Here is a 23,940-nt window from a genome sequence, read left to right as displayed (position 1 = left end):
GCGTCGACCCGGCGATCGGTCCAGACCTTTGGTGAGCCACGACCCGACCGTCGTCGGGCCACGACACGACCTTCGTCGGGCTACAACACCAGCGACAACAACAGCACGAAGCCGCCCGCGACCACCGAGATGATCGTCTCCATCAGCGACCAGGTCTTGATCGTCTGACCGACGTTCATCCCGAAGTACTCCTTGACCAACCAGAACCCGGCGTCGTTGAGGTGGCTGAAGAACAGCGACCCGGCGCCCACGGCCAGGACGAGCAGGGCGGTGTGCGTGGTGCTCATGTCCGCCGCCAGCGGTGCCACCAGGCCGGCCGCCGAGATGGTGGCCACCGTCGCGGATCCGGTGGCCAGGCGGATGGCGACCGCGATCAGCCAGGCCAACAGCAGCGGCGAGATGGACCAGTCCTCGGAGATGTCCAGGATCATCCGGCCCACGCCGACGTCGACCAGGGTCTGCTTGAAGCCGCCGCCCGCGCCCACGATGAGCAGGATCCCGGCGATCGGCAACAGCGCCTTCTCGACGGTGGTCGCGAGCCGGTCGCGGCGAAAGCCCGCCGCCCGGCCGAGGGTGAACATCGCCACCAGCACCGCGGACAGCAGCGCGATCAGCGGTGAGCCGACCACGTCGGCGACCCGCTGGACCCGGTCGGCGGGATCGTCCACGACGATGTCGACCAGGGCCTTGCCGAGCATCAGTACGACGGGCAGCAGCACGGTGGACACGGTGACGGCGAAGCTCGGCCGGCGCTCCAACTCCTCCGAGGGCCGCTCCGGGGTGAGCTGCTCCGGCGGTGCGATGTCCACCCAGCGGGCGGCGTAGCGGCCGAACAGCGGACCGGCGATGGCCAGCGTCGGGATGGCGACCACCACGCCGAGCGCGAGCACCACGCCCAGGTCGGCGTGGATCGCGTCGATGGCGGCCAGCGGCCCGGGGTGCGGCGGGACCAGGCCGTGCATGACGGACAGCCCGGCCAGGGCGGGGATGCCGACCCGCATCAGCGAGTGGTTGCCGCGCTTGGCCACGAGCAGCACCACCGGGATCAGCAGGACCACGCCGACCTCGAAGAACAGCGGCAGCCCGATGATGCCCGCGATCAGCGCCATCGCCCACGGCATGGTGCGATCGCTCGCCTTGGCCAGGATGGTGTCCACGATCTGGTCGGCGCCGCCGGAGTCGGCGAGGAGTTTGCCCAGGATCGCGCCGAGCGCGATCAGTACGCCCACGCCCGCGACGGTGGAGCCGAGCCCGGAGGTGAAGCTCGCGATCGTCTTGTCCATCGGCGCGGCGGCGACCGCGCCGAGGACGAGCGAGCCGATGGTGAGGGCCAGGAAGGCGTGCAGCTTGAGGCTGCCGATCAGCAGGACGATGACGCCGATGCCGACGAGGACGGCCAGGCCCAGTTGGGCGTGTCCGGCCGAGGTGATCGGCGCGGCCGGAGCCGCCGCCAGTGCCGGCAGGTCGATGGTGCTCATGGGGTTCCCTGATTCGGATTCCGGTGCGTGTCCGGATTGCGTGATATCTCCAGGCGGCGCAGCGCGGCGACGGCCTGGGTGGTGAGGGTGGACGGGCCGGGCGTGATGTCGAGGGAGACACCCGCTTCGTCCGGCTCCAGTGGTTGCAGGTCGGCGAACTGCGAGTCGAGCAGCGTCTCCGGCATGAAGTGGCCGGTGCGCTCGTGCAGCCGTTCGGCGATCAGGGCGCGGTCGCCGGCGAGGTGGACGGTGACCGCGTCGGGCGCGGCGCGGCGCAGCCGGTCGCGGTAGGCCCGCTTGAGGGCCGAGCAGCCGACCACGCCTCCGGTGTCGGCGTGCGCGCCGAGCCAGTCGCCGATGGCGTCCAGCCAGGGTGCGCGGTCCACGTCGTCCAGTGGGATCCCGGCCGACATCTTCGCGATGTTGGCGGGCGGGTGGAAGTCGTCCGCGTCCGCGTAGGGCACCCGCAGTTCGGCGGCCAGGAGGCGACCGACGGTGGACTTGCCCGTGCCGGACACACCCATGACGACCACGACGTGGGGTGCGCTCATCGATACCTCGCTGTCTCGGCCCGGCCGGCCCGGCTCGTGCTCGGGCGCCGTCCCATACCCAAACCTAAAGGTAGTACTTAATCAAGCCTTCGATGCAATTAAGTCATACATAATCGCACCGGCTCGGCGGGCCCCGCCCAGTAGGGTGACGCCATGGAGAACGAGGGCCGGGGCTTGCATATGAAGGTGCTGGAATCCCTCGGGCCCGCCATCGCGGCCGGCGCCTACCCGGCCGGCACGGTGCTCCGCACCGACGAGCTGGAAGAGCGCTTCGAGGTCTCCCGCACCGTGGTCCGCGAGGCCGTGCGGGTACTGGAATCCATGCAACTGGTCGAGTCGCGCCGGCGGGTGGGGGTCACCGTGCGCCCGCCCGAGCAGTGGAACGTCTTCGACCCGTACGTGATCCGCTGGCGTCTGGCCGGTGCCGACCGGCCGCGCCAACTGCGGTCGCTGACCGAACTGCGCTCGGCGATCGAGCCCGCCGCCGCCGCGCTGGCCGCCCGGTTCGCCACGCCGGCCCAGTGCGCCGCGCTGACCGGGCACGCGCTCGGCATGGTCTCCACCTCGCGCGGTCGACAGTTGGCGGCGTACCTCGTGCACGACATCGCCTTCCACCGGGAGATCCTCACCGCCTCCGGCAACGAGATGTTCGCCCGCCTGGGCGACGTGGTTGCCGAGGTGCTGAGCGGACGCACCCACCACCACGTGATGTTCCCCGACCCGGACCCGCCGGCCGTGACCCTGCACGTGCGGGTCGCCGAGGCGATCCGCGAGGGTGACGCGGCCGCCGCCGAGCGGTTGACCCGGGAGATCACCGTCGGGGCGATGGCCGAACTCGAGGTGCTGGCACCGGAGTCCGGGCAACCGGCCGCCGGGCGCGGCTGACGTCGGGGATCACCAACCCCCCGATATCCCCCCGAAGATCACCAACCACCTTGTCCCAAAAGGGACTTCGTTACCCGCGCCGGCATCCGAACCATTGACCGATTGGTCTGGACCTCTTAACTTGAGGAACGTAATACGGATGTGAACACGCGGTGAAATGAGGCGTGCGACGCGGACCCGGACCGTTCGAACGTCCTTCGCATTCACTCGTCCCCAAGGAGAGTTCCATGCGTACAAGGACCATCCTGACGGCGATGGCCGTACCGGCCGTCTCGGTTCCCCTGATCCTGGCCGGCACCGCCAGCGGCCACGGGTGGGTCACCAGCCCGCCCAGCCGGGCCGCCTACTGCGCCAACGGCACCGTCACCAACTGCGGCGAGATCCAGTGGGAGCCGCAGAGCGTCGAGGGCCCCAAGGGATTCCCCACCCGCGGTCCCGCCGACGGCACCCTGTGTGCGGGCGGCAACAGCCGCTTCGCCGAACTGGACGACCCGCGTGGCGGCGCGTGGCCGACCTCCCAGCTGGCTTCCGGCGCAAGCAAGACCTTCACCTGGAAGCTCACCGCGCGGCACGCGACCACGTCGTTCCGCTACTTCATCACCAAGGCGAGCTGGTCGCCCAGCCAGAAGATCACCCGGGCCCAGTTGGAGAGCACGCCCTTCCTGACCGTCCCCTACAACGGCGTACAGCCGGGTTCCGTCGTCTCGCACACCGGCACGATCCCCGGTGGGCGCAGTGGCCGGGCCGTGGTCCTCGCGGTCTGGGACATCGCGGACACCGGCAACGCCTTCTACCAGTGCACTGACGTGACGTTCTGATCCGGCAGCCCGAGTAGCCCGAGTAGCCCGGACGGTTCGGACGGCACACGATCGCGAACGTGCCGGTGGGTCGCCGCGATGCGACGGCCCACCGGCCCACGCACGTTCGCGATGTCCTCCTCCGGCAGGCCCCGTTTGCCGACTCGGCAACAAGGTTTGTCACGCGACCCCCGTCGGGCGGAGCATGCGCACGGGCGACGGACCACGCGCCGCCCGCCCGGTCGCGCCGACCGGGCTCACCGCCATCGCCCTGGAGGACGTCCGCGATGACCGACGACAAGCCCCCGACCGCCGAGCCGCCGACCGCCCCGCTCACGCCCGCCGAGTCGTGGGATGCGCGCTACGCGGAGAAGGAGCGGATCTGGAGCGGCAAGCCGAACGCCCCGCTGGTCCGCGAGACCGCCGACCTGCCGCCCGGCCGCGCCCTGGACCTGGGCTGCGGCGAGGGGGCCGACGGGATCTGGCTGGCCCAGCGCGGCTGGCGGGTGACCGGCGTCGACGTCTCCCGGATCGCCCTAGAGCGGGCCGCCGTCCACGCCGAGGAGGCGCGGGTCGCCGACCTGGTCGACTGGCAGTGGCACAACCTGGACGAGACCTTCCCCGAGGGCGACTTCGACCTGATCTCGGCGCACTTCCTGCACTCGCACGCCGGCATCGACCGCGATCGCATCCTGCGCAAGGCGGTCGCGGCGGTCGCCCCGGGCGGGGTGTTGTTGGTCGTCGGGCACTGCGGACTGCCGCCGTGGGAGACCGACCCGACGCCCGACATGGCGCTCCCCACGCCCGACGAGGTGCTGGCCTCGCTCGAACTCCCGGACGGGGAGTGGGAGGTGCTGCGCAGCGAGGAGCACGAGCGCATCCAGAACGACCCCGAGGGCCGGCCGGTCACCCGCATCGACAACACGCTGATGGTGCGCCGCCTGCCGAAGACCTGAACCTCCCCGGCCGTCAGGCCGGTTCGTGGGCGACCGAGCACTCTCCCGACGCGGACACCCGCACCCGGCCGACGGTGCCGTCGCCCCACCGGATGTCCACACCCCACCCGGCGTCCGCGCCCGGCGCCGGCTCCGTCGCGCGCGGCGCCGGGCCGGGCGGGGTGTCGGCCCAGGTCAGGGACAGCACGGTGACCAGCGGGCCGGCCGTCGCGACGCCGTCGAGCGCGGGCACCTCGGCCGCCGCGCCGAACGCCGTCCCGTGCGGCGCCGGGTGGATCGTGGCCCGGTCCCAGCCCAGCAGACCGGTGAGGCCGGCGTGTACGGCGTCGGTGTGCACCCATGCCCGCGGTCCGTGCACCGAGGAGCGCAGGTCCGCGCCGAACGCCGCCGCCGGCGCCCACCCCGTCTCGCGCACCGCCGTGCCGGCCGGCGCCAGGACCCGGTGCACGCGCACCTCGTACGCACCGCGCACCACGGCGACCGACACGACCCGGGTGCCCGGAACCGGCTTCCCGTCGAGCGTGGGCACATGTGTCGAGGCCGCCCAGTGCGACCCGGCGCCCAGCGGCTCGACCCGGCCGCGCTCGGTGACCCGACCGTCGAGGACCAGGCCCAGGTGGTTGTCGGCGAGGTCGCCCTCGCGGGTGGGGCCGGTCGCCGCGGAGTAGGACAGGCGGGCGTACAGCGGGTCGTCGGGGGCGAGTTCGTCGCTCGGCGCGGCCGGCTGGTGGTCGGCGCCGTGGTTGAGCAACCGTGCCGAGCCCCCGCCGGAGTGTACGAGCAGACCCGGCCCGGGCAGCCCGAGCCCGCTGTCCGCGCGCTCCCTCTCGGCCGGCCCCGCGCACTCGCGCGCGGTCCACACCTCGTGGTCCTCGGGCAGCAGCAGGCCGACGAAGCCCTTGGCCGCCCAGTACGGCGACGCCGAGCCCGAATAGGACTGCACGGTCGCCGGGTCGGGGCCGTACCAGCCCAGGGACAGCAGGCCGTCCGGCGCCGCCGCGCCCCGATCGAGGAAGTGCCGCAGCACGCCGCTCGCCAGCCGCCGCGTGGTGCCGGGGGAGTAGGGCGTGGCGTCCACCAGCGCGCCCAGCCACAACGGAGCCGCCGCGGCGAACCGGTAGGTCAGCGAGCGCCCCTGGTGCAGCGGCGCGCCGGTGCGGTCGAACAGGCGGCCGTAGCCGGTCAGGAACGTGCGCAGCCGCTCGCGCCGGACCGGGTCGACCGGCTCGCCCGCCACCACCGCGCACAGCAGCGGGTACAGGTGCAGGGCCCAGCCGTTGTAGTGGTCGAAGTAGCGGCCCGCGCCGTCGGTGTACCAGCCGTCGCCGACGTACCAGTCCTCGATGCGGGCCGGACCGCGCTCGATCGCCGCGCGGGACTGCTCGGGATACCGGCCGGCCGCCTCCAGGAAGGTGCCGACCGCGACCGGGAAGAGCCACCAGTTGTTGTTCACCGGCTCGTGCCGCAGGGCGCCCGCCAGCCAGTCGGCGGCCCGCTCCCGGGTGGGCTCGTCCAGCCGGTCCCACAGGTGCGCCTTCGTCAGATGCAGCGCCAGTGCCACCGACGCGGCCTCCACCATCGCCTGGCCGCGGTCGACCACGGCCGGCCAGGACTCCGGATCCGCCGTGCCCGGTGCGGCGGTTCCCGCGCGCAGACCGTCGGCGTACGGTTCGAGCAGGCCGGCCGGGACCGGCCGACCGGAGGCCGCGGCGCCGGCCGCGCGCAGCGCCGCGAGCAGGAAGGTGCGGGCGTACCCCTCCAGGCCGTCGGAGCGTACGCCCGACCAGCTGGTGCGGCCCGGCAGGGTGATCAGCGCGCCGCCGGGGGAGCGGTACGGGCGCACCGCCGCGAGCAGGCCGTCGGCCACCGCTTCCCAATGCGCGCGCGTCCAACCGGTGTACGGGCTCAGCGTGCGGTCCTCCGGCGGGAGCACGAAGGGGTGCGGTGTGTTCACGGATCTCCTCGACTCGGCGGCTCGGCCGTCGGCGTTCTCGCGCCCACCGATCGACCGTTCGACCCGTTCGGCCGTCGACACGCTAGGTGGGGTCGATCGATCAGGTCAAGAGTCGGTTTGATCGAACGATCCTTTTCAATCAAAATCGAATGGCGATGCCCTAGGCTGAGGCGGCGGCCGGACAGCAGCCGGACGCCAGGGGGGCACGCCGGGCGCAGGCGTGCGCGACTCGGAAGGACGACGTCCACGGTGTTGGCGGAACAGCGACAGGAACTCATTCTCAGGACGGCCCGCGAGCGGGGCAGCGTCAAGGTGGTGGAGATCGCCGAGGAACTGGGCGTCTCCCTGGTCACCGTGCGGCGCGACGTCACCGCGCTGGTGGCGAGCGGGCTGCTCGCGCGGGTACACGGCGGCGCCACCCTGCCGCACGCGCGCCCGGCCGCGCCCACCGCGGGCCGGCCTCCCGTGAACGGCCACGACGGCCCGACGATCGGCATGCTCGTCCCGTCCGCCACCTACTACTTCCCGGAGGTGGTGCGCGGCGCCCGGGACGCGGTCGAGGCGATCGGCGGCCGGCTCGTGCTGGGCATCTCGCGCTATCTGCCCGCAGAGGACCGCGATCAGGTCGACCAGCTGCTGCGCGGCGGCGTGGACGGGCTGCTGCTGACCCCCTCGCGCGCGCCGGGACCGGGCGGCGAGGACGCGTGGATGGGGCGCCTGCCGGTGCCGGTGGTCCTGGTGGAGCGCCGCGCCGAGATCGGCTCCGGGCTGGAACACCTGGACCGGGTCGCCTCCGACCACGCGCTCGGCGCTGCCCAGGCGGTGCGCCGGCTGGGCACGCTCGGCCACCGGCGCATCCTGCTCGTGGCCCGGTTGGGCAGCCCGACCACGCCCGCCGTGCATGCCGGGTACACCGCCGCGATGGCCGCGCTCGGGCTGACCCCGCCGGATCCGGCCGGGGTGGAGACGCCGCATCCGGGCGAGGACGCGGACGGCTTCGACCGGGCGGTGACGCGGGTGATCGAGGCGGCGCGTACCGGCGCCGCCACCGCCGCGCTGGTGCACAACGACCAGGACGCACTGCTCCTGGTGTCCCGGCTGCGGGCGGCGGGCCTGCACGTGCCCGGCGACCTGGCGCTGATCGCCTACGACGACGAGGTGGCCGCGCTGGCCGACCCGCCGCTGAGTGCGATCGCGCCGGCCAAGCACGAGGTGGGCCGGATCGCCGTCGAACTGCTTGCCGCGCGGCTCGCCGACGGCGACGAGGGACGAGCACCCCGACACATCTCGCTGGTGCCGAGGCTGCGGCTGCGGTCGACCACCGAGCCGGTCGACCCGGACGCGCCGATCGAGGCGAGCGGAGCGACCCTGTCCGCCGTACCGACACCGACCACCCCCTCGCGAACGAGCGAAACCGACCGAACCCCTGCGTGATCGAACGATCATAGCGAGTTTCGTTTTTCATCGATTGTTCATTTGCTCTTGACGCTGTTCGCTCCTGAACGAATGATGCTCGCTATCGCCTTCGATGCAGGTTCGACCCAGGAGCATCCATGCAGCGCACATCCATCCGACTCGGCACGGCTCTCGTCGGCATAGTCACCGCCCTGAGCCTCGTCACGGCCTGCGGCGGTGGCGACGACGACAAGAAGAAGGACACGGGCGCCGGCCCCGCCGCGGGCGGCGCCCCGGGGCAGAAGCAGGAGCTGAGCTTCTGGTCCTGGACCAAGGGCACCCAGGAAGTGGTGGACGCGTTCAACAAGTCGCACCCCGACATCCAGGTCAAGTACGAGCAGATCCCGTCCGGCAACGCGGGCGGCTACGCGAAGATGTCCAACGCGGTCAAGGCGGGCAACGCCCCCGACGTGCTGACCATCGAGTATCCGCAACTGCCCGACTTCGTCAGCCAGGGCGCGGTGCAGGACATCACCTCGAAGGTGTCCGGGCTGAAGTCGAAGTTCCCCGCGTCGGTCAACAAGCTGACCGAACTGGGCGGCAAGACCTGGGCGGTGCCGCTGGACGCCGCGCCGATGGCGCTGTACTACCGCAAGGACTTCTTCACCGACCACAACATCGCGGTGCCCAAGACCTGGGACGAGTACCGGGCCGCCGCCGAGCAGGTCAAGAAGGCCGACCCGAACGCCCGGATCGGCACCTTCTACCCCGACGACCCCAGCACCATGGCGGGCCTGACCTGGCAGGCCGGCGGCGCGTGGTTCGGCACCGAGGGCGAGTCCTGGAAGGTCTCGCTCACCGACCCCAACTCGCGCAAGGTCGGCGAGTACTGGAACAAGCTGGTCTCCGACGACCTGGTGCGCGTGCAGCCCTCGTTCAGCCAGCAGTGGAACGCCGACCTCAAGAGCGGCGGCACCGTCGGCATCGTCGGCGCCTCGTGGAGCGCGGGCGTGCTCAAGAGCAGCCAGCCCGACCTGGCCGGCAAGTGGGCCGTCGCGCCGCTGCCCGACTGGGGCACCCCGGCCAACGCCATGCTCGGCGGCTCGACCTTCGCGGTGAGCAAGGACAGCAAGAAGAGCAAGGCCGCGCTCACCTTCATCGAGTGGATGACCACCACCAAGGAGGGCATCTCCGCGCGGATCGCCTCCGGCACCTCCAGCGCCTACCCGGCCGCCACCGAACTGGTGCCCACCGCCTCGCAGTTCTTCGACACCGGCTACTTCGGCAAGCAGGACATCTACCCGCTGTTCACCGACGCCGCGGGCAAGGTCGGCGCCGGCTGGACGTGGGGCCCGTCGATGACGCAGACGAACACCATCCTCAAGGACCAGTTCGGCAAGCTCTCCAGCGGCGGCACCATCGTGGGCGCCCTGGAAGAGGCCCAGAAGACCACGGTCGAGGAGCTGAAGAAGCGCGGCATCTCGGTCAAGTAGCCGACCGACCGTCGACGCCTCGCGCCGGGCCCGCCCGGCGACGACGATTCCGGATCCGAGATCCGCAGGCCCCCGACGCGCGCCGCGCCGTCGCGCGTCGGGGGACCGCCACCAGGAAGCAGCTCCACTCCATGAACTCATCCCTGCGCGCCGGCCGCCGGCGCCGGAAGACCACCGCCGCCCTGTTCCTGACCCCGTTCTACGTGCTGTTCATCGCCACCATGATCGTGCCGATCGGGTACGCGATCTGGCTCAGCCTGTTCACCGAGAAGACCTCGGGCCTGGGCTTCGGCGGCACCAGACGGGTGTTCACCGGCCTCGGCAACTACGCCGACGCGCTCGGCGACGACAAGTTCCGCGACGGTTTCATCGCGATCGGCCTGTACTGCCTGCTGTACATCCCGATCATGGTCGGTGCCGCACTGGCGCTGGCGCTGCTGCTCGACTCGGCGCTGGCCCGGGCCCGCAGGTTCTTCCAACTCGCGCTGTTCCTGCCGCACGCGGTGCCCGGCATCATCGCCGCGCTGATCTGGGTCTACCTGTACACCCCCGGCCTGAGCCCGATCATCGACCTGCTCGAATCCGGCGGTCTGCACTGGGACTTCCTGGCCTCGGACACCGCGCTGTTCTCGATCGTCAACATCGCCACGTGGGAGTGGATCGGCTACAACATGATCATCTTCTACGCCGCGCTCCAGGCGATCCCGCGCGAGGTGGTCGAGGCGGCCACCGTCGACGGCGCCGGACCGGTGCGCATCGCGGTGTCGGTGAAGATCCCGATGATCCGCGCCGCCGTCGCCATGACGATGTTGTTCACCATCATCGGCTCGCTGCAACTGTTCACCGAGCCGTCCATCCTCAGCGACGCCAATCCGGCCGTCGGCAGCTCCTGGACGCCCAACATGTACGCCTACTCGGCCGCTTTCCGCGCCAACGACTTCGGCCTGGCCGCCGCCGCCTCGGTGCTGCTGGCCGTGTTCGCCGCGGCGCTGTCGTTCGGCGTCACCCGCCTGTCGTCCGGACGGAGGACCGCATGAGCACCACCGTGCAGCACCCGGGCTCGGGCGGCGCTGCGGCCGACGCGCCCGCGCCGACCCCCGCCCGCACCGGCCGACCCGCCCGCCGCCCCCGCGCCAAGGGCCGCGCCACCGAGGCGCTGATGTCCAGGATCGCGGTCAACGGCGCCCTGGTCCTGGCCACCCTCTACATGCTGCTGCCGCTGGCCTGGTTGCTGATCGCCGCAACCAAGGACATGGGCGGCCTGTTCGGCGGCGACGGCTTCGCCTTCGACGGATTCCACTTCACCGAGAACGTCAAGGCGGTGAACAACGAGAGCGACGGGATCTACTGGCGCTGGTACCTCAACAGCCTGCTGTACGCGGGCGTCGGCGCCGCTCTGGGCTCGTTCGTGAGCGTGCTGGCCGGCTACGCGTTCGACAAGTTCGACTTCCCCGGGAAGGAGAAGTTGTTCGGCGGCGTGCTCCTGGGCGTACTCGTGCCCACCACCGCGGTGGCGCTGCCGCTGTACCTGCTCGCCTCCAAGGTGGGCCTGGTCAACACCTTCTGGGCGGTGTTCATCCCGGTGATCGTCAACCCCTTCGGGGTCTACCTGGCGCGGGTGTTCAGCGCCGGATACATCCCCGGAGAGGTATTGGAAGCGGCCCGGATGGACGGCGCCGGCGAGATCCGCACCTTCCGCTCGGTGGCCCTGCCGATGATGATGCCGGGCTTCGTGACCATCTTCCTGTTCCAGTTCACCGCGATCTGGAACAACTTCTTCCTGCCCCTGGTGATGCTCTCCGACCAGAAGCTCTACCCGGTGAGCCTGGGCCTGTACTCGTGGAACACCAACGCGCACGCGTCGCCCGAGTTCTACCCGCTGGTGATCACCGGATCGTTGATGGCCGTCGTCCCGCTGGTCGTCGCCTTCGTCTCGCTCCAGCGCCACTGGCGTTCGGGGCTGTCCGCGGGGAGCGTCAAGTGACCGACGGTACGACTACCACCACCACCCGACTCGGCGGCCCGGAGCGGCGGCGACCGAGGGTATTGCTCGCGATGGACCCGGCCGTGGCCGCTCGCATCCTGGACGACGAGGCCCGGACCCGACTGGCCGCGCTCGCCGAGGTCGACCTGGACCTGATCGCGGCCGACTTCGCCGCCCCCGACGCGGTCGCGGCGCTGGCCGAGGCCGAGGTGCTGTTCACCTGCTGGGGCAGCGCGCCCCTGGACGAGGCGGCCCTGGCCCGTGCGCCGAGGCTGCGTGCCGTGGTGCACGCGGCCGGATCGGTCAAGCACCACCTCACCGACGCGGCCTGGGCGCGCGGGCTGATCGTCTCCTCCGGAGCGGCGGCCAACGCGCTGCCGGTTGCCGAATACACCGTCGCCGCCGTGCTGTTCGCCAACAAGCGGGTGCTGCGGATCCGGGACGCCTACCGGGCGGAGCGACGCCTGGTCGACTGGGACGCCCGGTTCCCGGGATTCGGCAACTACCGGCGCACCATCGGGATCGTCGGCGCGTCCCGGATCGGCCGGCGTGTGCTCGAACTGCTGCGCCCGTTCGACTTCGAACTGCTGCTGCACGACCCGTACGTGACCACCGATCAGGCCGAGGCACTGGGCGCGCGACGGGTGGACCTGGACGAACTGATGCGCCGCTCCGACGTGGTCAGCGTGCACGCCCCCGAACTGGAGTCCACCCACCACCTGTTGGACCGCCGCCGCCTGGCCCTGATGCGGGACGGCGCCACGTTGATCAACACCGCGCGCGGCTCGCTGGTGGACCAGGAAGCCCTTACGGAAGAGCTGGTGGCGGGCCGCCTGGACGCGGTCATCGACGTCACGGAGCCCGACGTCCTCCCGCCCGCGTCCCCGCTCTACGACCTGCCCAACGTCCTGCTGACCCCGCACATCGCGGGCTCTCTCGGCGGTGAACTCCGCCGCATGGTCGCCTCGGCCCTCGACGAACTGGACCGCTACACCCGGGGCGTGCCGTTCGCCCACGAGGTGGAACCGGCCACGCTCACGCGCTCGGCCTGACCCTCCGTCCGCCCCGACGCCCGAACCCCGCCTTCGGGCGTCGGGGCGGGGTCAACCTCGAACACCCGCTCCAGCCCGGCCGGCGTCCGAGGCCACCCCCGGCCGGTCACTTCAGCCCGGCCGGCGTCCGAGGCCACCCCAGGCCGAGTGATTTCGGTCCGGGCTGTTCGTACCCAAGCCATCTCAGCCCGGCCGGCGTTTGGGGCCACCCGACGAGTCAACCCGAGCCACACTCTTCCGGCCCCCGCCGGATGCACTTGCAAGACCCCCTCGACCGGAGGTCACATGCACGGCTTCAGACCGATTGCCGCCACTTTGGCGACAACCCTCATCGCGAGCCTGGCCGGCCTGGCCGCTCTCGCCCCGACCGCCGGCGCCGCGACGGCCGGCCCCACCACGACCTACGTCGACTGCGGTGTGGGCCGACCCGACGGCGGCGGCAGCCCAGACGACCCGCTCGGCGACCTGAGCGCCGTCAACTCCCGCACCTACGCCGGAGGCGACCGCATCCTGCTCCGCGCCGGCACCGTCTGCGTCGGCACGCTGCAACCCAAGGGCAACGGCGCCCCCGGCAACCCCGTCACGATCGGCGCCTACGGCGAAGGCCCGCGCCCGATCGTGCAGGGCACCGGCGGCCCCTCCACCCTCCGCCTGGTCGACCAGAGCTGGTGGACCGTACAGGGCCTGCACGTGACCAACCCGGCGCCGACTCAGGCGCTGCGTACCGGAGTTCAGGTCGACACCACCACCCCGGACCGCAAGTACGGGATCGTGCTGCGCGACCTGGAGGTCTCCGATGTCGCCGGCTGGAGTGACAAGACCGGTACCAACGCGGGCTGGTTCTCCGCGTCGGCCGGCATCGTCGTGCTCGGCAAGGCGACCGCCGGCCCGATCGAGGGCATCACCATCGCCGACAACCAGGTCCACGACACCGGTGGCGGCGGCATCAAGATCTCGGTCAAGCCCGCCGACTTCCACCGCGACGTACTGATCCGGGCGAACAGCATCCGCAGCGTCGGCGGCGACGGCATCGTGGTGCACGGCTCGGACGCGCCGCTTGTCGAGTACAACCTCTTCGACGACGGCGGAGGCGGCAAGTACCCGTATCTGAACGGCAACTTCGCCGGCATGTGGCCGATCAACTCGCGCGACCCGGTGTTCCAATACAACGAGGTCACCCGGCAGCGGCCGTCGATCTTCGACTCCACCGCGTGGGACTGCGACGGCGCGATCACCGGATCGTGCACCTACCAGTACAACTACTCGCACGACAACGGCGGCGGTTTCTACCTGGGTTGCCAGAACTGCACCTCCTTCGGCAACTTCCACGCCACCCAGGTGCTGCGCTTCAACATCGCCCAGGACGACTGCCGGATCAGGGCCAACGCCTCGGGGGACAACACCAGTCCGCTGCGGATGTACAACAACACCTTCTTCTGCCCGAGCAAGAAGCTCGACGTCGAACTCCCCAACGGTCCCGGCGCGAACACCCTCGTCGCCAACAACGTCTTCGTCGCGGGCCAGGGTGCGTTGCCCACCGGCACGGGCGTCGACTATCGGGCCAACGTCTACCACGGCGGATTCACCGCGCCCACCGGCGACACCTCCGCCGTGACCACCGATCCCAGGTTGGCCGCACCGGGTACGGCGACCGGCCGCACCGACGCGGCAGGTTACGCGCTGCTCGCCGGATCTCCTGCGTTGGGTACGGGAGTCGCCGTCCCCGGGCTCGGCACGAGCGACTACTTCGGCAACGCCGTCCCAGCCGACGGAGCCGGGGTCAACCGGGGTGCGTACAACGGCCCGGCGGTGGCCGCGCCGCCGCTGTACCCCTCGATCGCCGCCGCCTACAACAACGTCGGGGTCGGCGACGACGCCAATCCCAACGTCGGCGGCTTCGGCCTGTCCGGCCGCAGCTACTCCGGCCAGGCGCTCGCGGCGGCCGGCTACGTCCCGGGGGCCCGGGTCACCGCCGGCGGGGCCGAGTTCACGTGGCACCCGCGCGCGTACGGCCTGCCGGACAACGTCAAGGCCGCCGGCCAGCGGATCGCGCTGGGCGGCAGCGGCAGTCGCCTGGTGGTCCTGGGCGCGGGCGCGTACGGCGCACAGACCGGCACGACCACCGTCACCTACACCGACGGCACCACCACGACCGCGACCCTGACCCTCGGCGACTGGTGGAGCACCACCGCCGGCCCGAGCGACCAGGTTGCGGTACGGGCGGCCTACCACCACAAACCGCAGACCGATTACCGCACGCCGGCCTCGGCCCGCTCCGAGGAGGACGTCACGGTACGGGTCGCCGCCCTCGCCATCGACCCCGGCCGGACGGTGGCGTCGGTGACCCTGCCGACGGGCAGCCCGATCGCCGGGCCCGGCCTGCACGTGTTCGACGTGAAGGTCGTCTGATGTCCCGCCGAGGACGGGCCGCGGGGGCACGGGGCGCCGGTCCCGCCGCGCGGGGTCGCGTGGTGGAGGGTGCCGCGGGCGCCGATTCCGCTGCGCGGCGCCGGGTGGCGGCGCGTGTTGCGCTCGGCTTCGCCGCGCTCGGCGTGGTCGGGGCGCTCGCGGTGCTTCTCCTCGACCCGTTCCCGGCGGCTACCGGGCGGGCGGGTTCGTCCTCGGCGACCCCGCCCGCCGCCACCATCGATCCGGCCGCCGTCGTCGCGACCGTGGACGACGTTCCGGTGACGGCTGCCCATCTGCGGCGGGTGGCGACGCGGCTGCGGGCGGAGGTGGTGGCCGAGTTCCCGATGCACGGTGGGCGAGCCGCCTACTGGGCCACACCGGTCGCCGGTCGCACGCCGCACGAGGTACTGGTCGAGCGGTCGTTGCGGGTGGCGGCCGCGGATACCGTGCTGCGCCGGTGGGCGTACGAGGCCGGACTGTCGACCGACCCGAGCGAGGCGGGCTTCCGCACCCGCCTGGACACGGAGAACGCCCGTCGAGAGGCGGCACGCTCGTCCGGCCGCCCGATCCCCGGGGTACCACGCTATGACGAGGAGAGCTTCGCCCGCACCGAGACCGCCGAGTGGTCGGCGGCACTGGCAGCCACCCTCGAAGTAGACCTGTCGGAGCCCAGGTTGCGCGCCCGATACACCGAACTCCTGGCCACGGCACCCCCCTCGACGAACCCCCCACCCTTCGAAGAGGCCCGCGACCGACTCCGCCGCGACCTGACGACAACGGCATTCAACACCGAACTGACCCACCGCACGGCAACCACCCGACTCCTCCCGAGCCCGGGTGCGGACACGGTGGTCCACCAGGCGGAGTGACCGAGCAAGTCAAGGGCATCCCCGTTCCCGCGCTGCCGGGGGCGGGCCTCACAGGCGGACCAGCATTTTGCCGGTGTTGGCGCCGTGCAGCATGCCGAGGAAGGCTTCCGGGGCGCGGTCGATGCCGTGCACGATCGTTTCCCGGGTGTGCAGGCTGCCGTCCGCGAGCCACTTCGTCGCCTGGGTGAGGTAGGCCGGGAACTTGTCGTAGTGGTCGACCACGAGCAGGCCCTTCAGGGTCAGTTGCCGAAGCACCAGGTCGTAGAGGTTGCTCGGGCCCGGGACCGGCTCGGTGGAGTTGTAGCCGCTGATCATGCCGACGATGGCGGCCCGCCCATGCATCCGCATCGCCCCGATCGCCGCCTCCAGGTGGTCTCCGCCGACGTTGTCCACGTACACGTCGATGCCCTCCGGCGCCGCCTCCGCCAACTGCTCCGCGATCGAACCGGCCCGGTAGTCGATGGCGGCGTCGAAGCCGAACACGTCCGTCAGGATCCGCCCCTTCCCGGGCCCGCCGGCCGATCCGATCACCCGGGATGCGCCGAGGTTGCGGGCGATCTGTCCGGCCAGGCTGCCCACCGCACCGGCGGCGCCGGAGACGAAGACGACGTCGCCCGGGCGTACCGGAGCGACCTCGGCGACCGCGAGGTAGGCGGTGAAGCCGACCTGCCCCAGTGCGCCGAGGTGGTCCTGCGGGCGGGTGGTCGAGACGTCCAGGACGGTGGCCTCGGCGCCGTCGATCACCGCGTACTCGCGCCATCCGGCGAAGTGCGACACCGTCGCGCCCACGGCGACCTCCGCGCTGCGGGAGGCCACCACCTCGCCGACCGCGTGGCCCTCCAGCACGGCGCCGATCGCGAACGGGACGATGTAGGAGGCGTCGTCGTTCATCCGGCCGCGCATGTACGGGTCCACCGACATCCAGGTGTTGCGAACCAGGATCTGCCCTTCGGCGGGCTCCGGGATCTCCGTCTCGACCAATGCGAAGTTCGCCGGCTGCGGTTCACCCACCGGGCGCGACACCAAGTGGATTTCCCGGTTCAAGGAGGGGCGCGGGGCGTCGGTGCCGTTGGAGTTGTCGGTGCTGTTGTTGTTCTTTGGGTTCATCGCGGGGGCTTCCTTGTCTTGTCTCTCGGTCGGTGCGGCACTTCATACGTTGGCGGACCGCACTTCCGGTTTCCTTCCGATCGGCTGTAGATCCGCGTGGGGTAGCGTGCGAGGGTGCGATTCGGGGTGCTCGGCCCGCTGGCCGTCTGGACGAAGGACGGCGCGCCGGTGCCGATTCCGGAGGCGAAGGTGCGCGCGCTGCTCGCGGATCTGCTGATCCACGAGGGCCGACCGGTGCCGGCCGACCGGCTGATCGAGGACCTGTGGGGCCGCCGACTCCCGCGCAACCCGGTCGCCACGCTGCAGACCCGGGTGTCCCAACTGCGCCGCGCCTTGGAAGCCGCCGAACCGGGCGGACGCGACCTGGTGGTGTGGCAACCGCCCGGCTATCGCCTCGCCGTCTCGCCCGACGCCGTGGACGCGGGCCGCTTCCGGGTCCTGGTCGAGCGGGCCAGGATCACCGAGGACGCGCAGACGCGGAAGACGCTGCTGAGCGACGCGTTGGCGCTGGGGCGCGGGCCCGCGTACGCCGACGTCGCCGACGAGGAGTTCGCCCGCTCGGTGGCCGTGCGGCTGGACAAGGAACGGATCACCGCGCAGGGAGAGCACGCGCTGGCCCGGCTCGACCTGGGCGAACAACCGTCCCCGGTCGACGAGATCGGCGACCTGGTGACCCGTCACCCGCTGTGTGAACGGCTGCGCGCGGTGTACATGCGCGCCCTGTATCTGGCCGGGCGACAGAGCGAGGCGTTGGCGGTGTACGCGGAACTGCGCGAGCGGCTCGCGGACGAACTGGGCGTGGATCCGGGGCCGGAGCTGGCGGCGCTGTACGAGCGGATCCTCAGACAGGATCCCGGGTTGCAGGCGACTGCGCGGGGTTCGGTGATGGTGGAGTCCCGAGTGGGGGCGGCCGTTGCACCGGAATGGGTTTCGGATTCGGCAGCGGAGGCGGGTTCTGTTCCCGACTCCGGCTCTGGTTTGCTTTCGGGCTCGGGCTCGCTTTCGGGCTCAGGCTCGGGTTCCGTCGCGTTTGCCGCTGCTTCGTCCGTGCCGGTCGGGTTGCCCGTCGCGCTCACGCCGTTGGTCGGTCGGGCGGAGGCGGTGGCTCGGGTGCGGGCGCTGATGGCCACGGAACGGCTGGTCACGCTGACCGGTCCCGGTGGTGTGGGCAAAACCGCGCTGGCGGTCGAGGCGGCCCGGGACGCACCACCGCCGGGTGCCGATGGCCTCCCAGGCATCGAGGCGGTCGGATTCGTCGATCTTGTGGAGCTTGACCGCGCCACCGCGACCCCGGCCGACGTCGCCGCGACGATCGCCCGGGAGCTGGGCCTGGCCCCGGGAGTCGGCGGCGAACCGCGCCTGTTGGCCGCCGTGTTGGCGTCTCGGCGGCTCCTCCTGGTGTTGGACACCTGCGAGCACGTCGTCGACGCGGTTGCCACCGTCGCCGAGGGGCTGCTTCGGGCGGTGCCCGGTCTGCGGGTTCTGGCCACCGGTCGGGAGCCGCTGGCCGTACCGGGCGAGCGGTTGTGGCCCGTTCCGCCCCTGCCGGTGCCCGCGCCCGAGGCGGCACCGGAGGATGCGATGGGCCATGCGGCGGTGGAGCTGTTCGTCGAGCGCGTCGCCGCGACCGTGCCGGGCTTTTGTCTCGATGCCCACAACGCCGCCGACGTGGCCACGATCTGCCGTCGTCTGGACGGGATCCCGCTCGCACTGGAACTGGCCGCCGGCCGGGTACGCGGCCTCGGCGTGGCGGAGGTGGCCGCCCGCCTGGACGATCGATTCGCGATCGTGACTACGAGCCGCCGGGCCGGCCCGACCCGACACCGCACCCTGCGCGCCACCCTCGACTGGAGTTGGGAACTGCTGTCCCCACCCGAACAGGCCGTGCTGCGCCGCCTGTCGGTGGCCGAGGGCGGCCGGCGGCTCCCGGACGTGATCGAGGTCGCCGGGGTGGACGGCGGCGACCTCGATGTCATCGACGCCCTGACGCGTCTGGTGGACCGCTCCCTCGTCGCGATGACGATCGAACCCGGCGGCCCCCGCTACCGGTTGGCCGAATCGGTCCGGGCGTACGGCCTGGACCGGCTGTGCGAAGCCGGCGAACTCGTGGGCCGACCGGCCCCGATCCGAGGGACGACCACCGTTGACGGTGCGGCGGCGGGTACCGCGCCGGTGGACCGCGCTACGCCGGGTGTTCCGCGCCTTCGGGGCGGGCGGTGTCCGTGCCGGCGGTGGTGAAGACGACGTCCTCGGCGTGCGGGACGATCTCGACCTCGTCGCCCAGCGCCCATTCGGCCACCCGCGAGACCATCGGGGCCGGTACCGCCTCGCTGATCCCGGGCGCGGCCGGGATGTCGTACGTGGCGTGCGCGTCGTGCGGCAGTACCACCCGGTAGCCGCGTTCCAGCGCGGCCCGCGCGGTCGCTCCCACGCACATCTCGGACATCACGCCGCACACGGCGACGCCGGCCACCTTCGCCGTGGCCAGGACATCGGCCAGCGACGTACCGTCGAAACCGTCGTCCTCGGTCTTGCGGATCACCACCTCGCGGGGACCGGGCCGTACCGGCAGCATCAACTCCCAACCGGGGGAACCGGTTTCGTCGTCCGCGCCGACCGCTCCGTCGTTCTGGAGATGCACCACCAGCGACCCGCGCGCCCGTGCCTCGGCGAGCAGGGCGCCGACCCGATCCAGCACACGCGCGGAGTCCGGGACCGCACTTTCGCCGGTGACGAAGGCCACCTGTACGTCCACGATGATCAATGCCGAGACGGCGTCCACATTCTGCGTCATGCCACCCCATCCTGCCCGGTCGCCCACGACGGTGCCGAGGGGGTCGAATCTTGCGCGACTCGAGTTTGAAATAGGTTGCTCGCGGGTGTCACACGGGGGTGCCCGGCATCGTCAACGTGGTGTCGCAGCACATCGGGGCCGAGCGGCCCCGGGACGGATACGAAGAGGGAGAACACCATGGAGACTGGTTCGAGGATCGCGGTCGTCGGAGCCACCGGTCGGGCCGGGCGGCACGTGGTCGACGTGCTCCGGGAGCGCGGGCACGACGTGGTCGCGATCTCGCGGTCCACCGGCGTGGATGTGATCACCGGTGCGGGGCTCACCGAGGCGCTGGAGGGTGTCGACTGCGTCATCGACGTGTCCAGCACACCCTCGCCCGACCAACAGGAGGCCACCGAGTTCTTCACCACGTCGGCGCGCAACCTCCAGGCGGCGGCCGCCAAGACCGGCGTGCGGCGCATGGTGGTCGCCTCGATCATCGGGATCGACGCCTCGGTCGCGGGCTACAACGCGGCCAAGCTGGCCCACGAGCAGGCCGTACTGGCCGGGCCGGTGCCGGTGCGGATCCTGCGGGCGGCGCAATTCCACGAGTTCGTCGAGGAGTTGGCGGGCTGGGGGATGCGCGGCGAGGTGTGCTATGTGCCGAGGATGCGTACCCAGCTGATCGGCGCGCGGGCCGTGGCGGAGGGTCTGGTCGAATTGGCCACCGGTGACGGGCCGATCGCGGAGACGGCGGGTACCCCGTTCGCGGAGATCGCCGGTCCGCGCGAGGAGAACCTCGCCGAGATGGCGCGACTGGTGCTCGAACGGCGCGGCCACACGGTCCGCATCGAGGAGGTGAGCGACCCGGCCAACCCGGATCGCGACCTGTTCGAGAACGGCGGCCTGCTCCCCGGCCCGCACGCCACCCTCGCGGGCCCGACCTACCGCGACTGGCTCGCCGGCACCACGGCGTGACCCGCCCGCGGGCGGACCGCGCCACCGCGTGACCCTCATGCGCGGACGGCCGTCCCGGGTGGGCATGCCCCACCCGGGACCGGGCACCGTCGGCAGTCGTACCGGCCCGCCATGGGCCGTCCCCGATCAGGTTGTCGTCGGAACCGAGCGCGTCGCCCAGATCTCGCGTTCGGCGGCCAGGGTGTCACCGGCGACGTGAGGCGTCGTGTCCCACACCATCGTCTCGCGCCCCGAGCGGGTGTAGCGCGGCCAGGACCGCCCCGGGTCGAGGTCGCGGACGAACGACACCCAGGCCCCATGCATCGCCTCGGCCAGCGCGACGGGCGCGTCGGGGCCGGTCGCGTCCTGCGCGCGCTCGGCGCCCAGCAGGTCGAAGGCGAAGGGCAGGTCGAGGCAGTGGAACGCCTGGCCGGCGAACATCGGGGTGGTGGAGCGCCATTCGAAGGCGTACATCCAGGTCGGCCGGTCCTGGCCCGCCCGCGCCTCGGCGATCGACGAGGCGGCGACCCGGAACAGCGAGTCGGTGATCGCCTGGCCGATCACCCCGGCGGGAGTCGCGCCCTCGTGCAGCGCGAGGTAGGCCGCGGTGCCCTCGGGCGACAGGCCGATCGAGCCGAGTACGCCGACGGCGGCCTCGACCGGGGCGTCCGCCATGCCGAGTTCGGCGGCGAAGTTGAACTCGTGGTGGGTCGCGCCGAGCATCAGCGGGGCCGGAGAGGCCGAGCCGTCCCGGAACGCGCCGTGCACGTCCTCGGGGATCAACTCGCCGTCGGCGAACGGCGCGAGGAGCAGTTCGGGCAGCGGCGCGGCGCCGTCCTCGGGCGCGGTGACCAGGTCCTGCAGGCGCTGTAGTTCCTCGTGCGAGAGGTCGCGCAGCGCGGCGGCGGTGGCGGGCAGGCCGGTGCGGGCGGTGAAGCGCGCGGCCACGGCGAGGCCGTCCGCGCGGCGCTGCGGGTCCATCACCGCGCCGGAGACCGCGATGCCGGCCCGGAACAACTCGTGCGCGGACGGGGTGGCCATCAACGTCTGGACCGCGCCGCCCCCGGCCGACTGGCCGGCGATGGTCACCTTGGCGGGGTCGCCGCCGAAGGCCGCGATGTTGTCGCGGACCCAGCGCAGGGCGGCGATCCAGTCCAGTACGGCCCGGTTGTCGGGCGCGTCCGCCAGGTGCAGGAAACCCTCGATGCCGAGTCGGTAGCCGAGCGAGACCAGGACCACGCCGTCGCGGTTGAAGGTACGGCCGTCGTACCAGGGACTGGCGGCCGAGCCGGCCACGAAGCCGCCGCCGTGGATCCAGACCAGTACGGGCAGCGCGGCGTTCGGGGTGGGGTCGGGGGTGAACACGTTGAGGTTGAGTACGTCATCGCCCGGGATCGACGGCTCGGGGATGATCGTCGGCCCCTCGCCGAAGCCGCGACGCTGGGCGGTGGGCCCGTAGGCCGTGGCGGCCAGTGGCTCGGTCCACGGCTCCGGGACCTCGGGGGCGGCGAAGCGGAGGTCGCCGACGGGCGGCTTGGCGTAGGGGATGCCCAGGAAGCGGGCGGACCGGTCCTGCCACACACCCCGGACGGGGCCCAGGGTGGTGGTGACGAGGGGCTGCTGGGACACGGGCGATCCTTGGGTGCGGGGGTCGGGCGTCGGGGGTGGTCGGCGTTCGACTGGTACGACGGTCTTGTCGGGGTCTTGTCGGTGAGTATCGACCCGGGCCAATAAATATTGCAAGAGTTGAAAAAAATAATCACCGGAGCGGGGCGAGGCCAGGGCACAATCGACGACGTGAACACCGCCGCTACACCCGACCCGGGTCCGGGCCCCAGCCCCGGGCCTGGCCCCGGCCTTGGCCCCAGCCCCACCGATACCGCCGCCGTGCGGCGTCACAACCTGGCGCTGGTCCTGCGCGAGATCGCCGCCCACGGGCCGTGCGCGCGGACGGAGGTCGCGGCGGCCACCGGCCTGGTCCACGCGTCGGTCACCGCGCTGGCCGCCGAACTGATCGGGCGCGGCCTGGTGGCCGAGGTCGGCTCGGCCTCCTCCGGCGGGCGGGGCCGGCCGCGTCGGTTGTTGTGCCTGGTGCCGGGGCGGGTGGTGGCGATCGCGGTACAGGTGACCCTGGAGCGGGTCGAGGTGCTGGCGGCCGACCTGGCCGGCGACGTGGTGCACCGCGCGTCCGTCCCGCACCACGCGCCGTTCGGCGACCCCGAGCCGCTGGCCGCCGTACTCGCCGACGCCATCCGTCGCGCCGAGGAGGTGGTCCGCACACGGCCCGACGCACACCTCGCGCGGGTCGTGATCGCCATGGCCGGGCCGGTCACCGGGCCCGGCCACACCGTCGCCGCCGCGATCGACTTCGGCTGGGCCAGGACCGACCTGCGGGCACTGGTGACGGCGCACCTGCCGGACCTGGCCTGCCCGGTGGATCTGGTCAACGACGCGAACGTGGCCGCCCTGGCCGAGTACCACGCCCGCGCCGAACAGGGCGGCGAACTCCCGCACGCCGTCGCGTACATCAAGGCCGACACCGGCGTCGGCGGCGGCTTGGTGGTGGGCGGCCGAATCCACACCGGTACCCACGGCCTGGCCGGCGAGGTGGGCCACATCCCACTCGCCTTCGACGGCCCCGACTGCCCCTGCGGCGCACGCGGCTGCCTGGCCATGTACGTCGGCCCCGAACCCCTCACCGCAGCCGCCGGCCTCGCCGACATCGCCACACACGAGGGCGTCGACGCGGCCCTGACCGAACTCGACCACCGCCTACGAGCCGGCGACCCGACCGCAACCGAAGCCCTCACCGCCGCAGGCCGCGCGGTCGGCGCCGCGGTACTGGCCATCACCGGCCTGGTCGACCCGGCCGAGGTAATCCTCGGCGGCTACCTGGCAACCTGGTACCCCTGGCTCACCGACGGCATCAACACCACCCTGTCCGGCCGCCGCGCAGTGGCCCCCCACCTGGAACCCACCATCACGCCAGGCAAGCTGTCCGAGGAAGCCACTCTGAGGGGCGCGTTGCAAACCAGCCGAGAAACCACCTTGAACACCCCGACCCAGGTCCCACACCTGAACCCCCAGGACCCCTAACCCGGACGAGGCCGCCGAACGCCACGCCGTGGACCGCGAGTCGGCGGCTGCGGGTGGCCGGCTCGGGCCGGCCTGAGCCGGTGCGAGCCGGTGATGGGGCGCCGGCGTGCGCGACTCCGAGACTTGGGCTCCCGACGAGGCGGGTGTGTCGGCCGGCGAAAAAGCGGCCCGCAGCGGCGGGCAG

The 23,940-nt window shown here is 72.1% G+C and carries 19 protein-coding genes; 13 read left to right on the top strand and 6 right to left on the bottom strand.

Features of this window, described 5'->3' with window-relative positions:
• Positions 1-80 precede the first annotated feature (80 nt).
• Together ACWGR4_RS25080 and ACWGR4_RS25075 are read right to left on the bottom strand one after the other, a co-directional pair.
• Positions 81-1,478 carry a GntT/GntP/DsdX family permease gene (locus ACWGR4_RS25080; RefSeq protein ID WP_452132906.1) on the bottom strand — a complete coding sequence of 466 codons (1,398 nt, stop codon included), beginning with the start codon at positions 1,476-1,478 and terminating at the stop codon, positions 81-83.
• Positions 1,475-2,029, bottom strand: coding sequence for a gluconokinase (locus ACWGR4_RS25075; protein ID WP_380007257.1), 555 nt, complete (start codon positions 2,027-2,029; stop codon positions 1,475-1,477). Before ACWGR4_RS25075 ends, ACWGR4_RS25080 begins: the two co-directional genes overlap by 4 nt.
• A gap of 153 nt (positions 2,030-2,182) precedes the next feature.
• Here ACWGR4_RS25075 and ACWGR4_RS25070 point away from each other — a divergent pair, with 153 nt between their 5' ends.
• The 3 genes from ACWGR4_RS25070 (at position 2,183) to ACWGR4_RS25060 (ending at position 4,667) form a co-directional block, all read left to right on the top strand.
• Positions 2,183-2,914: a FadR/GntR family transcriptional regulator gene (locus tag ACWGR4_RS25070; RefSeq protein WP_452132905.1), complete on the top strand. Its 732-nt coding sequence runs from the start codon at positions 2,183-2,185 to the stop codon at positions 2,912-2,914.
• A gap of 227 nt (positions 2,915-3,141) precedes the next feature.
• A complete protein-coding gene (locus ACWGR4_RS25065) occupies positions 3,142-3,732 on the top strand; it encodes a lytic polysaccharide monooxygenase auxiliary activity family 9 protein (RefSeq protein WP_380007251.1) in 591 nt (196 codons plus the stop codon).
• Between the two features lie 266 nt (positions 3,733-3,998).
• A complete protein-coding gene (locus ACWGR4_RS25060) occupies positions 3,999-4,667 on the top strand; it encodes a class I SAM-dependent methyltransferase (RefSeq protein ID WP_452132904.1) in 669 nt (222 codons plus the stop codon).
• A gap of 13 nt (positions 4,668-4,680) precedes the next feature.
• Here ACWGR4_RS25060 and ACWGR4_RS25055 read toward each other — a convergent pair whose 3' ends face one another.
• Entirely contained in the window at positions 4,681-6,621 is a 1,941-nt protein-coding gene (locus tag ACWGR4_RS25055) for a DUF2264 domain-containing protein (RefSeq protein ID WP_452132903.1), read from the bottom strand.
• Positions 6,622-6,870: 249 nt separating this feature from the next.
• On the opposite strand from ACWGR4_RS25055, the gene ACWGR4_RS25050 reads away from it, so the two are divergent.
• The 7 genes from ACWGR4_RS25050 to ACWGR4_RS25020 all read left to right on the top strand — a co-directional run bounded on the left by ACWGR4_RS25050 (position 6,871) and on the right by ACWGR4_RS25020 (position 15,823).
• Positions 6,871-8,055, top strand: coding sequence for a substrate-binding domain-containing protein (locus tag ACWGR4_RS25050; protein ID WP_452132902.1), 1,185 nt, complete (start codon positions 6,871-6,873; stop codon positions 8,053-8,055).
• A 119-nt stretch (positions 8,056-8,174) separates the two neighbouring features.
• Positions 8,175-9,509: an ABC transporter substrate-binding protein gene (locus ACWGR4_RS25045; protein WP_380042914.1), complete on the top strand. Its 1,335-nt coding sequence runs from the start codon at positions 8,175-8,177 to the stop codon at positions 9,507-9,509.
• 131 nt (positions 9,510-9,640) lie between these two features.
• A complete protein-coding gene (locus ACWGR4_RS25040; protein ID WP_380007236.1) occupies positions 9,641-10,546 on the top strand; it encodes a carbohydrate ABC transporter permease in 906 nt (301 codons plus the stop codon).
• Positions 10,543-11,493: a carbohydrate ABC transporter permease gene (locus tag ACWGR4_RS25035; RefSeq protein WP_380007233.1), complete on the top strand. Its 951-nt coding sequence runs from the start codon at positions 10,543-10,545 to the stop codon at positions 11,491-11,493. The genes ACWGR4_RS25040 and ACWGR4_RS25035 overlap by 4 nt, the downstream gene beginning before the upstream one ends.
• A 71-nt stretch (positions 11,494-11,564) precedes the next feature.
• The gene (locus ACWGR4_RS25030; protein ID WP_380007451.1) at positions 11,565-12,545 is read left to right on the top strand and encodes a hydroxyacid dehydrogenase; all 981 of its coding nucleotides are present in this window, start codon (positions 11,565-11,567) and stop codon (positions 12,543-12,545) included.
• 285 nt (positions 12,546-12,830) lie between these two features.
• The gene (locus tag ACWGR4_RS25025; RefSeq protein WP_452129751.1) at positions 12,831-14,954 is read left to right on the top strand and encodes a right-handed parallel beta-helix repeat-containing protein; all 2,124 of its coding nucleotides are present in this window, start codon (positions 12,831-12,833) and stop codon (positions 14,952-14,954) included.
• Between the two features lie 104 nt (positions 14,955-15,058).
• A complete protein-coding gene (locus ACWGR4_RS25020; RefSeq protein ID WP_452129752.1) occupies positions 15,059-15,823 on the top strand; it encodes a hypothetical protein in 765 nt (254 codons plus the stop codon).
• Positions 15,824-15,871: 48 nt separating this feature from the next.
• Here the strand turns inward: ACWGR4_RS25020 and ACWGR4_RS25015 are convergent, their stop codons facing one another.
• Positions 15,872-16,930 (bottom strand): NADP-dependent oxidoreductase, encoded by a 1,059-nt coding sequence (locus ACWGR4_RS25015; RefSeq protein ID WP_452129753.1) that lies wholly within the window; start codon positions 16,928-16,930, stop codon positions 15,872-15,874.
• 114 nt (positions 16,931-17,044) lie between these two features.
• Between ACWGR4_RS25015 and ACWGR4_RS25010 the strand changes: the two genes are divergently transcribed.
• On the top strand, positions 17,045-19,168 hold the full coding sequence (locus ACWGR4_RS25010) for an AfsR/SARP family transcriptional regulator (protein WP_452129754.1): 2,124 nt from the start codon (positions 17,045-17,047) through the stop codon (positions 19,166-19,168).
• Here ACWGR4_RS25010 and ACWGR4_RS25005 read toward each other — a convergent pair.
• Complete coding sequence (locus ACWGR4_RS25005; RefSeq protein WP_380007218.1) at positions 19,113-19,724, bottom strand: isochorismatase family protein; 612 nt, start codon at positions 19,722-19,724, stop codon at positions 19,113-19,115. The genes ACWGR4_RS25010 and ACWGR4_RS25005 overlap by 56 nt on opposite strands.
• 177 nt (positions 19,725-19,901) lie before the next feature.
• Between ACWGR4_RS25005 and ACWGR4_RS25000 the strand changes: the two genes are divergently transcribed.
• Complete coding sequence (locus ACWGR4_RS25000; protein ID WP_452129755.1) at positions 19,902-20,681, top strand: SDR family oxidoreductase; 780 nt, start codon at positions 19,902-19,904, stop codon at positions 20,679-20,681.
• Positions 20,682-20,807: 126 nt separating this feature from the next.
• On the opposite strand, the gene ACWGR4_RS24995 is transcribed toward ACWGR4_RS25000, so the two are convergent.
• Positions 20,808-22,289, bottom strand: a complete 1,482-nt coding sequence (locus tag ACWGR4_RS24995) for a carboxylesterase/lipase family protein (RefSeq protein ID WP_452129756.1) — start codon at positions 22,287-22,289, stop codon at positions 20,808-20,810.
• A 258-nt stretch (positions 22,290-22,547) separates the two neighbouring features.
• On the opposite strand from ACWGR4_RS24995, the gene ACWGR4_RS24990 reads away from it, so the two are divergent.
• Entirely contained in the window at positions 22,548-23,756 is a 1,209-nt protein-coding gene (locus ACWGR4_RS24990) for an ROK family transcriptional regulator (RefSeq protein ID WP_452129757.1), read from the top strand.
• The last annotated feature ends 184 nt before the right edge of the window (positions 23,757-23,940 follow it).

The sequence above is a fragment of the Embleya sp. NPDC055664 genome (assembly GCF_053618075.1).
Note: the sequence above shows the minus strand (reverse complement) of the source record. Positions and strands in the feature narration are given on the sequence as shown.